Source organism: Saccharopolyspora sp. NPDC002686, assembly GCF_040295745.1.
Taxonomy (GTDB): domain Bacteria; phylum Actinomycetota; class Actinomycetes; order Mycobacteriales; family Pseudonocardiaceae; genus Saccharopolyspora; species Saccharopolyspora oryzae.
In genome coordinates this window covers 1-12,103 of sequence record NZ_JBEOVY010000238.1, presented here as the reverse complement: position 1 = coordinate 12,103, position 12,103 = coordinate 1, and the positions used below count along the sequence as shown (strand labels likewise).

General features: G+C 69.9%; 12 protein-coding genes. 7 read left to right on the top strand and 5 right to left on the bottom strand.

Annotation, left to right across the window (positions count from 1 at the left end):
- Positions 1–162: 162 nt before the first annotated feature.
- Positions 163–1,728 carry an alanine/glycine:cation symporter family protein gene (locus ABTZ89_RS26655; protein WP_270952917.1) on the bottom strand — a complete coding sequence of 522 codons (1,566 nt, stop codon included), beginning with the start codon at positions 1,726–1,728 and terminating at the stop codon, positions 163–165.
- A gap of 200 nt (positions 1,729–1,928) precedes the next feature.
- Here ABTZ89_RS26655 and clpB point away from each other — a divergent pair, with 200 nt between their 5' ends.
- Entirely contained in the window at positions 1,929–4,514 is a 2,586-nt protein-coding gene (gene clpB / locus ABTZ89_RS26650) for an ATP-dependent chaperone ClpB (RefSeq protein ID WP_270952919.1), read from the top strand.
- A 52-nt stretch (positions 4,515–4,566) separates the two neighbouring features.
- Here clpB and ABTZ89_RS26645 read toward each other — a convergent pair whose 3' ends face one another.
- Positions 4,567–5,769, bottom strand: coding sequence for an MFS transporter (locus tag ABTZ89_RS26645; RefSeq protein WP_351049590.1), 1,203 nt, complete (start codon positions 5,767–5,769; stop codon positions 4,567–4,569).
- A 96-nt stretch (positions 5,770–5,865) separates the two neighbouring features.
- Here ABTZ89_RS26645 and ABTZ89_RS26640 point away from each other — a divergent pair, with 96 nt between their 5' ends.
- The 5 genes from ABTZ89_RS26640 to ABTZ89_RS26620 all read left to right on the top strand — a co-directional run bounded on the left by ABTZ89_RS26640 (position 5,866) and on the right by ABTZ89_RS26620 (position 9,692).
- A complete protein-coding gene (locus tag ABTZ89_RS26640) occupies positions 5,866–6,495 on the top strand; it encodes a TetR/AcrR family transcriptional regulator (RefSeq protein ID WP_351049587.1) in 630 nt (209 codons plus the stop codon).
- A gap of 202 nt (positions 6,496–6,697) precedes the next feature.
- Positions 6,698–7,393 (top strand): TtfA family protein, encoded by a 696-nt coding sequence (locus ABTZ89_RS26635; protein WP_270952965.1) that lies wholly within the window; start codon positions 6,698–6,700, stop codon positions 7,391–7,393.
- 98 nt (positions 7,394–7,491) lie between these two features.
- Positions 7,492–8,265 (top strand): SDR family NAD(P)-dependent oxidoreductase, encoded by a 774-nt coding sequence (locus ABTZ89_RS26630; protein WP_351049583.1) that lies wholly within the window; start codon positions 7,492–7,494, stop codon positions 8,263–8,265.
- Between the two features lie 166 nt (positions 8,266–8,431).
- Positions 8,432–8,980, top strand: a complete 549-nt coding sequence (pyrE, locus tag ABTZ89_RS26625) for an orotate phosphoribosyltransferase (protein WP_270952925.1) — start codon at positions 8,432–8,434, stop codon at positions 8,978–8,980.
- Positions 8,981–9,047: 67 nt separating this feature from the next.
- Entirely contained in the window at positions 9,048–9,692 is a 645-nt protein-coding gene (locus ABTZ89_RS26620) for a TrmH family RNA methyltransferase (protein WP_270952927.1), read from the top strand.
- Here ABTZ89_RS26620 and ABTZ89_RS26615 read toward each other — a convergent pair whose 3' ends face one another.
- The gene (locus ABTZ89_RS26615) at positions 9,693–10,085 is read right to left on the bottom strand and encodes a VOC family protein (protein WP_351049578.1); all 393 of its coding nucleotides are present in this window, start codon (positions 10,083–10,085) and stop codon (positions 9,693–9,695) included.
- 129 nt (positions 10,086–10,214) lie between these two features.
- Between ABTZ89_RS26615 and ABTZ89_RS26610 the strand changes: the two genes are divergently transcribed.
- Entirely contained in the window at positions 10,215–10,901 is a 687-nt protein-coding gene (locus tag ABTZ89_RS26610; protein ID WP_351049576.1) for a DUF899 domain-containing protein, read from the top strand.
- Positions 10,902–10,964: 63 nt separating this feature from the next.
- Here the strand turns inward: ABTZ89_RS26610 and ABTZ89_RS26605 are convergent, their stop codons facing one another.
- On the bottom strand, positions 10,965–11,651 hold the full coding sequence (locus tag ABTZ89_RS26605; RefSeq protein WP_270952933.1) for a DedA family protein: 687 nt from the start codon (positions 11,649–11,651) through the stop codon (positions 10,965–10,967).
- A gap of 142 nt (positions 11,652–11,793) precedes the next feature.
- Positions 11,794–12,003, bottom strand: coding sequence for a hypothetical protein (locus ABTZ89_RS26600; RefSeq protein ID WP_270952935.1), 210 nt, complete (start codon positions 12,001–12,003; stop codon positions 11,794–11,796).
- Positions 12,004–12,103 lie beyond the last annotated feature (100 nt).

The window sequence follows — 12,103 nt, the reverse complement described above, 5'->3', positions numbered from 1 at the left end:
ATTGAAACTGCGGGTCCGCCGTGGGTGGGATCTGCAGTTTCAATTGAAACTGTGGTCCACATGGTGGGAACTGGGCCCGGGAGGGGTCGGGGAACGAGACGACCTCCGGTGCGTCGGGTGATCCGATGCGCCGGAGGTCGTTCGCGTGTTCCTGCCGGGAGGTCAGACCTTCTCGTCGACCTTGCGGACCTCGCCGGTGCGGAGCTTGGCCTTGTAGGACGCCAGCTCCCGCTTCACCACCGGGATCATGATGTACAGGCCGCCGATGTTGAACAGCGCCAGCGCGAACAGCACCGCGTCGGCGAAGTCGAGCACGCTGCCCAGCGTCAGCACCGAACCCACCACGGTGAAGGTGCAGAAGATGACGTTGTAGACGCGCTCCTTGGTCTTGCTCTTGCCGAACAGGTAGCACCAGGCCTTCTGGCCGTAGTAGCCCCAGGTGATGATCGTGGAGATCGCGAACAGCGCGACCGCGACGGTCAGCACGTACGGGAACCACGGCAGCACGGTGGCGAAGGACTCCGAGGTGACGGTGACGCCGTCCGGGGTGTCCCCGCCGTTGAGCACGGTCTGCTGCGCGTCCGTCCAGAACTGCGTGTTGGCGATGACGATGGTCAGCGCCGTCATGGTGCAGACGATGACGGTGTCGATGAACGGCTCCAGCAGCGCGACCAGCCCCTCGGTGACCGGGTGCTTGGTCTTCACCGCCGAGTGCGCGATCGGCGCCGAGCCCAGGCCCGCCTCGTTGGAGAACGCGGCGCGCTGGAAGCCGACGATCAGCACGCCGATCATCCCGCCGAACCCGGCCTCCGGGGTGAACGCGCCGGTGATGATCTCGCCGATCGCGCTGGGCACGGTGTCGTAGTTGACGCCGATGACGGTGAGGCAGGCGAGCACGTAGACCACGGCCATGGCCGGGACCAGGCGGCTGGTGACCGCGCCGATGGACCTGATGCCGCCGATGATCACCGAGCCGATCAGCACCGCCAGCAGCACGCCGAAGATCAGCGCCGCGCCGTCGGAGCCGAGCAGGCCGGTGTCGCCGCCGGTGACGTTGCGCAGCTGCGCGAAGGTCTGGTTGGCCTGGAACATGTTCCCACCTGCGATGGCGAAGAACAGGATCATGACCGCGGCGAGCACGGCCAGCACCTTGCCCAGCGACGCGCCGAACGCGTTCGGGATGCGTTCCGCGATGCCCTTGCGCAGGTAGTGCATCGGGCCGCCGGAGACGGTGCCGTCGGCGTCGATCTCCCGGTACTTCACGCCCAGGGTGCACTCGACGAACTTGGTCGCCATGCCGAGCAGGCCGCAGACGATCATCCAGAAGGTCGCGCCCGCGCCACCGATGGTCACCGCGACGCCGACGCCGGCGATGTTGCCGAGGCCGACGGTGCCGGACAGGGCCGAGGCCAGCGCCTGGAAGTGGTTGATCTCGCCGGGTTCGCTCTTGTCGGTGTACTTCCCGCGGACCAGGTCGATGGCCAGCTTGAAGGACCGGACCTGGATGAACCCGAAGACCGCGGTGAACACCGCGGCGGCGATCACCAGCCAGGCCACGATCCACGGGAAGGTCACGCCGAAGACCGTGAGCTCGCCGAAGACGATGTTGGAGAAGCCCTCGGAGATCGGGTTGAAAACGGTGTTGATGGCGTTCTCTATGCCAGAGAGCGCGCCGCCCTCTTCGGCAGCCAGGACGAGCTGGCCGTCCGGCGCTGTCGTAGTGGTCATGGCGCAATAGCTAAAACGGGTGAAATGTCCCGGGCAAGCCCTCTTTGTGACATTCGTCGAAAATGAGACCGCTTCGTGTTGTACGGATCACATCCCAAGATTGAGCGGAACCAGCTCAACTTTTCTATCGTTGTCTGTGTAGACATGGCGGTTGCAGGGCAAGATGTCCTGGTAGGAGCCAGCGGCGACGAGGTGGAGGAATGGACGCGTTCAACCCGACGACCAAGACCCAGCAGGCGATCTCCTCGGCGGTGCAGGCCGCGACGGTGGCCGGCAACCCGGACGTCAGCCCCGCGCACCTGCTCGGCGCGCTGCTCGCCCAGGGCGACGGGCTGACCGCACCGCTGCTCACCGCGGTCGGTGCCGAGCCGTCGGTAGTGCACCGCGAGCTCGACCAGCTGATCAACAAGCTGCCCACCGCCAGCGGCAGCACGGTGTCCGCCCCGCAGCTGTCCCGCGACGCGGTCCGCGCGCTCACCCACGCCCAGCGGTTGGCGACCGAGATGGGCGACGAGTACGTCTCCACCGAGCACCTGCTGGTCGGCCTGGCCGCTGAAGGCGGCCGCGTCGCCGACCTGCTCAAGCAGCACGGCGCCACGCCCGAGGCGCTGACCGAGGCCTTCGGCAAGGTGCGCGGCTCCGCGCGCGTGACCAGTCCGGACCCGGAGGGCACCTACAAGGCCCTGGAGAAGTACGGCCAGGACCTCACCGACCGCGCGCGCAAGGGCGAGCTGGACCCGGTGATCGGCCGCGACACCGAGATCCGCCGCGTCGTGCAGGTGCTCTCGCGCCGCACCAAGAACAACCCGGTCCTCATCGGCGAGCCCGGTGTCGGCAAGACCGCGATCGTGGAGGGCCTGGCCCAGCGCATCGTCGCCGGTGACGTGCCGGAATCGCTGCGCGGCAAGCGCGTGGTGTCGCTGGACCTCGGCTCGATGGTCGCCGGGGCGAAGTACCGCGGCGAGTTCGAGGAGCGGCTCAAGGCGGTGCTCAAGGAGATCACCGACTCGGCCGGGCAGGTCATCACCTTCATCGACGAGCTGCACACCATCGTCGGCGCCGGTGCCAGCGGCGAGGGCGCGATGGACGCCGGGAACATGATCAAGCCGATGCTGGCCCGCGGCGAGCTGCGGATGGTCGGCGCGACCACGCTCGACGAGTACCGCCAGCACATCGAGACCGATGCCGCGCTGGAGCGCCGGTTCCAGCAGGTGCTGGTCGGCGAGCCGAGCCCGGAGGACGCGGTGGCGATCCTGCGCGGGCTCAAGGAGCGCTACGAGGTCCACCACGGCGTGCGGATCACCGACGGCGCGCTGGTCGCCGCCGCCACCCTGTCCGACCGCTACATCACCGCGCGCTTCCTGCCGGACAAGGCGATCGACCTGGTCGACGAGGCCGCGTCGCGGCTGCGCATGGAGATCGACTCGCGGCCGGTGGAGATCGACGAGGTCGAACGCGCCGTGCGACGGCTGGAGATCGAGGAGATGGCGCTGTCCAAGGAGGACGACCCCGCCTCCTTGGAGCGGCTGGCCGCGCTGCGCGCCGAACTCGCCGACCGGCGCGAGAAGCTGTCCGAGCTGACCGCGCGCTGGCAGCAGGAGAAGGAGTCCATCGACGTCGTCCGCGACCTGAAGACGCAGCTCGAGCAGCTGCGCGGCGAGTCCGACCGCGCCGAGCGCGACGGCGACCTGGGCAAGGCCGCCGAGCTGCGCTACGGCCGGATCCCGCAGCTGGAGAAGGAGCTCGACGCGGCCACCGCGGCGCAGTCCGAGCGCAAGGCGATGCTGCAGGAGGAGGTCACCGCCGACGACGTCGCGGACGTGGTGAGCTCCTGGACCGGCATCCCCGCCGGTCGGCTGCTGGAGGGCGAGACCGCGAAGCTGCTGCGGATGGAGGAAGCGCTCGGCGCCCGCGTGGTCGGGCAGGCCGAGGCGGTGCGCGCGGTGTCCGACGCGGTGCGCCGCACCCGCGCCGGGGTCGCCGACCCGGACCGCCCCACCGGATCGTTCCTGTTCCTGGGCCCGACCGGTGTCGGCAAGACCGAGCTGGCCAAGGCGCTGGCCGGGTTCCTGTTCGACGACGAGCGTGCGATGGTCCGCATCGACATGAGCGAGTACGCCGAGAAGCACTCGGTGGCCCGGCTCGTCGGCGCGCCGCCCGGGTACGTGGGCTACGACCAGGGCGGGCAGCTGACCGAGTCGGTGCGCCGCAGGCCCTACTCGGTGGTGCTGTTCGACGAGGTGGAGAAGGCCCACCAGGACGTCTTCGACGTGCTGCTGCAGGTCCTCGACGACGGTCGGCTCACCGACGGCCAGGGCCGCACGGTGGACTTCCGGAACACGATCCTGGTGCTGACCTCGAACCTCGGCTCGCAGGCGATCGCCGACCCGAACCTGACCGAGCAGGAGCGCGACGACGCGGTGCGCTCGGTGGTGCGCAAGCACTTCAAGCCGGAGTTCCTGAACCGCCTGGACGACGTGGTGGTGTTCCACGCGCTGTCCACCGAGGAGCTGACGTCCATCGTGGACATCCAGGTGGACCACCTCGCCCGGCGCCTGTCCCAGCGCCGGCTGACCCTCGACGTCCAGCCGGCGGCCCGGGATTGGTTGGCCCTCAACGGTTTCGACCCGGTCTACGGGGCCCGGCCGCTGCGCCGCCTGGTCCAGTCGGCCATCGGCGACCAGCTGGCCCGCAAGCTCCTGGCGGGCGACATCCGGGAGGGCGACAAGATTCTCGTCGACACCGCGGACGACAACGAGTCCCTCGTGGTGTCCGCCGAGAGCTGACGCTCCACAGTGGATTGGAGGGCGCCTTCGCGAACGCGGAGGCGCCCTCCGGTCAGCGGTGCAGGTAGGTGGAAGCGACCGCTGTCGCAGCGAAGAGGGCTGCTGCTGAGGCGAAGACGACCGTTGCCGCGGTGAGGCCGAAGAAGGTGCTGACCACACCGAGGGTGACGCTCGGGACTCCTGCCGACAGGTAGGCGACCACGTAGATCAGCGCCGAGGTGCCCGCGCGGTGCTCCGGGGAGGCCAGGCCGGTCAGCATCCGCATGCCGCCCATGAACATCACGCCCCAGCCGGTGCCCAGAACGGCTGCCGCGGCGAAGAAGACGAGCGGTTGGTGCTCGACCGTCGAGGTCGCGATCCCGGCCAGCCCGAGGATCATCACCGGGCCGCCGATCCGCACCGCGCGGCGGGCGTCGACGCCGGACAGGACCAGCTGGGAGAGGCCGCCGAAGCCGGCCAGGGCCGCGACCGTCGCACCGCCGATCAGGTAGGGGCTGCCGTGGACCATGCCCTTGGCGACGGACGGGCCGAGGGACATGAACATCCCGCCGACGATCCAGGACGCGAGCAGCGTGGTGGCCATCAGGGCGAACGCCACGCCCTTGCCGGCCGGGACGGTCGGGCGCTGCGGGCGCAGCACCTCGCGCAGCGAGCCGCGCTGCGCGACCGGTTCCGGCATGGCCAGCACGCCGGGGATCGCCACCGCGAAGCCGAGGACGAGCAGCAGGTAGCTGGTCAGCGTCGGGCCGGGCACGTACTGCACCAGCGCTCCGGCGATCAGCGAGCCCAGGGCCATGCCGAAGGCCGCCGCCACGCCGTTGACCAGCGCTCCGCGGTTCGTCCCGGGGCGTTGGAAGTCCAGCAGCGAGCCGCTGATCGCGCTGGTCACCACGCCGGTCGCCAGACCCTGCAGAGCACGCCCCGCGTACAGCCAGCCGACGCTCGGCGCGAACGCGAGCAGCAGCATCGAGACGATCTCCATGGCGACCGAGACCAGGAGCACCGGGCGCCGGCCGACGTGGTCGGACAGCGAGCCGAACATCAGCAGCGCGACCAGGATCGCCACCGCGTAGACGGCGAACACCTCGGTGAGCACGGTGGTCGTGAAACCCCACCGCTGCTGGTAGATCGCGTACATCGGGGACGGCGCCGTGGACGCCATCAGGAACAGGGCGTAGAGCGCGCCGATGAACCAGAACGAAGCGGACCGGGACAGCGCCGCAGCGCGGGGCCGGGCGAGTTCCGTGGTGACCATTGCTTTCCCATCCCTCGGAAGACCGGAACGGATTATTCCGTTCCGGTCCAACCCGGCGGCGGAACAGATCATTCCGGTCGGCGATATCCTGTGGGCATGGCCACACCGAGCAAGCAGGCGCACTACGACGACCTGGTCATCCGGGCGGCTCGCGACGTATTCGCCGAGCAGGGCTTCGCCGCCCCGATGTCCGAGGTCGCCAAGCGCGCGGGCGTCGGCGTGGCCAGCATCTACCGTCGCTACCCGAGCAAGGGCGAGCTGATCGAGCAGGTGCGCATGGCCGCGTCCCAGCTGCTGCTCGACGAGGCGGAGCGAGCGCTCGCCGAGGAACCCGACGCCTGGTCAGCGCTGGTCCGGTTCATGCGGCGGTCCCTGCGGGAGGGTTCCGGGATCGGCACCGTGCTGCCGCCGATGGACCCGCAGCACGTCTACTCCCAGGAGTTCCGGGACCTCCGCGAGCGCGCCGCCGAGGCGATCGAGGAACTGGTCGCCGCCGCCAAGCAGGCGGGTGTGCTGCGCGAGGACGTCGACTGGACCGACATCGTCATGCTGTTCAAGCACCTCAACCCGCGGCTGCCCACCACGGAGCACCGCCGCGCCGAACTCCGCTCCCGCTACCTGGGCCTGGTCCTCGAAGGCCTCCGGCCCGGAGGTCCGGAACTCACCGGCCCGGCCCCGGACCGCGCGGAGTGGCAAACCCTCTGCGACAACTTCGCGACCTCCTGATCCAGTCGTCCTAGGTCAGATCCACCTGCTGGCTGCTGCTCCGCAAGGCGCTCTGAGCGGAGGGGAGCCGGGGCACGCCGCCCGGCTCCCCCTCCGCGAACTGTTTTCGCAGGTCAACTTCAGCCGATGGGGCGGATTCGCGTTGGATCACCAGGTGATCTTCGTCTTCGGCGGTGATCGGACTACCCTGCGCAGTGTGGGCATCCCTGCGTGGCTCTGGTTCGTCATCGCCGTCCTCGCCATCGGCGCGGGCGTCGTGCTGCTGATCGCTGACCGGTCGCAGCGCGTCTCGAACAACCGGGAACGGCGGCGCTGGGCAGCGCTGCGCGGTTGGCAGTTCGCCGAGGTCGACCAAGTCCTGCCGACCCGATGGGAGCGCGGCGCGCTCGCCCAGTACGGCAGCCCGACGGCCACCGACGTGGTCGCCGGCTCGACCTTCACCTCCGACGGCCGCCGCCAGGTCTACGTGATGGACCTCGACGCAGGCAGCCGGTCGGCGACCGTGCTGGTCGGCATGCGCTGCCGCCGGGCGGCCCCGGCCACCATCGAGCTGTGGCTGCCCGACGTGCCGGTGCCCCAGGACTCCGAGCTGGACCTGCTCGGCCCGGTCGGCGCCCGCTACGCGTTCGTCACCGAGGTGGCCGCGGCCCGGCCGCTGGTGACCCCGGACCTGGTGGACGCCACCGAGGAGATCGGCTCCGACGTCACCGTGGTGTGGCTGGAGGACGACTGGGTCCTGGCGGCCCTGGAACCGGGCAGCGCCGACCCGGCCCGCCTCGAGCGCCTGCTGCGCGACCTCGGCGACCTCGCCGACCTGATCGACCCGTTCGACGCGGACCCGAACGAGGAGGAGCCCGCAGCCGAGCCGGAACCCACCTCCTCCGAATCCGCCCGCTGACGCTGTTTCCGCACGTCAGGGACCGTGAGTCTTTCGGGTCGCCATAGGCGCCCAAAGGACTCACGGGTGCGTGCCGGGCGCACGGTAAATTCGGGCGCATGCCTACCGCACTCGTCACCGGAGCCACCGCGGGGATCGGGCGCGCCTTCGCCCGCCGACTCGCCGCCGAAGGCCACGACATGGTCCTGGTCGCCCGCGACGTCGACCGGCTCTCCGAGCTCGCCGACCGGCTGCAGGCCCGGCACGGGGTGCGCGTCGAGGTGCTGCCCGCCGACCTCGCCGACGCCGAGCAGCGCGCGAAGGTCGAGCAGCGGCTCGCCGAGGTCGACCGGCCGGTCGACGTGCTGGTCAACAACGCCGGGTTCGGCACCGCGGGCTCGTTCGTGGAAACCTCCGCCGCCGAGCTGCAGAAGCAGCTGGACGTCAACGCGGGCGCGGTGCTCGCGCTGACCCACGCCGCCGTTCCGGGCATGGTCGAGCGCGGCCGGGGCGATGTGATCAACGTGTCGAGCGTGGCCGGGTTCTTCCCGGTGGCGGGTTCGACCTACGGCGCGACCAAGGCCTACGTGACCGCGTTCTCGCAGGGGCTGTCGGTCTCGCTGGCCGGCACCGGGGTGCGGGTCATGGCGCTGTGCCCGGGCTTCACCCAGACCGAGTTCCACCAGCGGGCCGGCCTGGAGATGGGCCGCCTGCCCAAGGCGTTCTGGCTGCAGGCCGACCAGGTGGTCCACGGCGCGCTGGCCGACCTCCGCAGCGGCAAGGACGTCTCGATCCCGGGCGCCCAGTACAAGGCGCTGGTCACCCTCGGCCGCCTGGTGCCGCAGAAGCTCCAGCGCATGATCGTCACCCGCACGGTCCCCGGCCGCACCTGACCGCCGACCCCTGTGGACAAGTCCGGGTCCCTGTGGACAACTTCCGCAATTTCAATGGAAATCGGATGTCCGATTTCCATTGAAATCGCGTTCCGGGCGGTGCTCCGGAGGTCGCACGACCCCCGGAGCGGGGGCGGGTGCGGGTTGGGCCGTATGCTGAAAACTCGTGGTCACAGTGGATGAACAGCAGCGCTCCGAGCTCGCCCGCCTGATCGAGGAAATCGCCGTCGTGCACGGCAAGGTGACGTTGGCTTCGGGCAAGGAAGCCGATTACTACGTCGACCTCCGCCGCGCGACGCTGCACCACCAGGCGGCACCGCTGATCGGCCGGCTCCTGCGCCAGCTCACCGCCGATTGGGACTACGTCGCCGTCGGCGGCCTGACCCTCGGCGCCGACCCGGTCGCGACCGCCATGATGCACGCCGAAGGCGCCCCGCTGGACTCCTTCGTGGTCCGCAAGAGCACCAAGGCGCACGGCATGCAGCGGCTCATCGAGGGCCCGGACGTCGTCGGCCGCCGAGTGCTGGCCGTCGAGGACACCTCCACCACCGGTGGCAGCGTCCTGACCGCCGTCGAAGCGCTGCGCGAGGTCGGTGCCGAGATCGTCGGCGTCGCCACCGTCGTGGACCGCGACACCGGCGCGCGGGAGAAGATCGAAGCGGCCGGACTGCCGTACCGATCGCTGCTGGGCCTGTCCGACCTCGGCTTGGCGTGAGCGGAGATCCCTCCCGAGCGCGACCACCACTGTGAATCGCGGAGAGGCGGGACTGAGAGGCGGGACCTTGAGCGAGGACATCGGTCCCACTGAGTGGGGCAGCACGGTCGGTGTCGGCCCGTGGGAGGGTCCCTGGCCGACCGATGAGCGCTTCGACCCGGAGCTGCTGGAGCACGGCGACCGCCGCAACGTGGTCGACCACTACCGCTACTGGCGGCGCGAGGCGATCGTGGCCGATCTGGACCTGCGGCGGCACGACTTCCACGTGGCCATCGAGAACTTCCAGCACGACCACAACATCGGCACCGTGGTGCGCACCGCCAACGCCTTCGCGGCGAAGGCGGTGCACATCGTGGGTCGCCGCCGGTGGAACCGGCGCGGAGCGATGGTCACCGACCGCTACCAGCACGTCCACCACCACCCGGAGCTGGACTCGCTGCGCGCCTACGCGGCCGAGCACGACCTCGCGCTGGTGGCGGTGGACAACACGGACGGCGCGGTGCCGATCGAGCGCACGACCTTGCCGCGCCGCTGCGTGCTGCTGTTCGGCCAGGAAGGCCCCGGCCTGCGCGAGGACTCCCGGCGCGACGCCGACCTGGTGGTCTCCATCGCGCAGTACGGCTCGACGCGCTCGATCAACGCAGGCGTGGCGGCCGGCGTCGTGATGCACACCTGGATCCAGCAGCACGCCGATCCCGACGCCGCTTGGTGATCAGCCGCGGGTGGCCAGCCACTCCTGGAGCTCGATCAGGTTCCCGGCGGGGTCCTTCAGGTGCGCGACCCGCATCCGGTCGGTCATCGGGACCGGGCCGCTGATCAGCTCCGCGCCGCGGCCGGTGATCTCCGCGCAGTAGCCGTCGAGGTCGTCGAGGTGCAGCACGACCAGCGACCGGTACGCGGACGGCTGCTCGCCGAGCTCGTCGAGCACCTGCGCCATCTGCGCCCGGTCCTGCAGGGCGATGCCCGCGGTGCCACCATCCGGGCTGAACTTCGCGTACGGGCCGTCGGGCGCCTCGAACTGCGGCTCGAGCCGCAGCACGTCCCGGTAGAAGCGGTAGCAGGCGGCGAAATCGTTGACCAGCAGGCGGACCTGGGAGAGCTCCATCGGCGTGCTTCCTGGGAAGTCGACAGGACACCGGGATGCTTCCACAGCGGAACCGCTCAGCACCGATGAATTCGCGGACCGGGCGAAGTCGATCCAGGTGAACCACCGCGAACCCGTGAGGGAGCCCTGATGACCGCCAACGCGATTCCACCCGTCGTCGACGCCGAGACCTGGCAGCGCCAGCTCGACGAGCTGCGCGCCCGGGAGAAGGCCGCGACCCGCGAGCTCGACGCGATCGCCGCGCAGCGCCGCCGCATGCCGGCGGTCGAGATGCCCGACTACACGCTCGAAGGCGAGGGCGGACCGGTCCGGCTGGTCGACGTCTTCGACGGCAAGTCGCAGCTGATCGTCTACAACCACATGTGGTTCCCGGGCGAGGAGTGGCAGTGCCCGGGCTGCACCGGATTCACCTCGCAGTTCACCAGGCTGGAGTTCCTGGACGACTACGACGCCCGGTTCGTCGTCGTCACGCAGGGGCCGATCGACGAGGCGCTGGCCTACAAGCGGCGCGTCGGGAACAGGATGACCTGGTACTCCACGGCGAACAGCTCGTTCGGCTCCGACGTCGGCGCGCCGCCCGGCGGAGCGTTCGCGCTCAACGTGTTCCTCCGCGACGGGGACACCGTCTACCGGACCTGGCACACCAGCGGCCGCGGCGTCGAGCAGCTCAGCCACACCTTCGCGTTGGTCGACGTGCTGCCGTACGGGCGGCAGGAGGAGTGGCAGGACGCGCCCGAGGGCTGGCCGCAGGGGCCCGCCTACAGCCGCTGGCCCTCGTCCGAGACCATCGCCGCCCGCTACGGGACGGGCGACTGACCGGCCCTGAAATGCGAGAACGCGCGAACTCCGGGGTTAGGAGTTCGCGCGTTCGCCGTGGGGTCAGCTCGCCTCGCGGGCCTTCTCGCGACGGTTCTTCACGTACTCGATGACGATCGGGATGACCGAGATCAGCACGATCAGGATCGCCATCGCCTCGAGGTTGTTGCGGATCCACGGGATGTTGCCGAGGAAGAAGCCGAGCAGCGTCATGCTCACGGTCCAGGCGACGCCGCCGATGGCGGAGAAGCTGAAGAACTTCCGCTGGTCCATCCGCGCGATGCCGGCGACCGCGGTGATGAAGGTGCGCACGATCGGCACGAACCGCGCCAGGATGATCGCCCGCGCGCCGTAGCGCTCGAAGAACTCGTGGGTCTTGTCCACGTGCTCGCGCTTGAACAGCTTCGAGTCCGGCTTGTTGAACATCGCTGGACCGACCTTGCGGCCGATCCAGTAGCCGGTCACGTTGCCCACGAAGGCGCACACCGCCAGCAGGACGCAGACCAGCCAGATCGGGGTGTCGATCGCACCGGCCGCGACGAACAGGCCGGTGACGAACAGCAGGGAGTCGCCCGGCAGGAAGAAGCCGATGAGCAGGCCGCACTCGGCGAAGATGATCAGGCACACGCCGATCAGGGCGAACGGGCCGAGGGACTGAACGATGTTCTCGGGGTTCAGCCAGTCCGGCAGCAGGGCCAGCGCGGTCGTGTTCGCGGCGGCGTTGACAATCGCGGGCAGTTCGGTCGTCACGGTCGCCAACGGTACCGCGACCCCGCGGGGCCCGGTCCGCGGGAGAGTGACCCGCCGTGCACGAGGCGCGCTCGACAGCTCACCCGATGGTGAGCACGCGCACTTTCCGCAGGTGGACGATCGGGATGAAACGCCCGGAACGTCAGAACGGGCTGAAGACGGTCATGACCCCGGCCAGAGCGCCGACCACCAGTCCGAGGACCACCGCGAACACCAGCACGCCGACCACCGGAAGTCGCTTGCGCGCGGGCGGCGGCGCGGGCTGCGGAGGTGGTGGGGTCATGCCGGGGCTGCCCCCGGCCTGGGCGCGCAGCGCCGCGGACAGCAGGTGTTCGGGATCGGGCGACGTCACGCCCCGAGCCTAACCAGTCACCCCACCCGACGTCCGGACCTTCGCGCCCCCGCAAATTCAATGGAAATCAGACGTCTAATTTTCAATTAAATATGTGGCA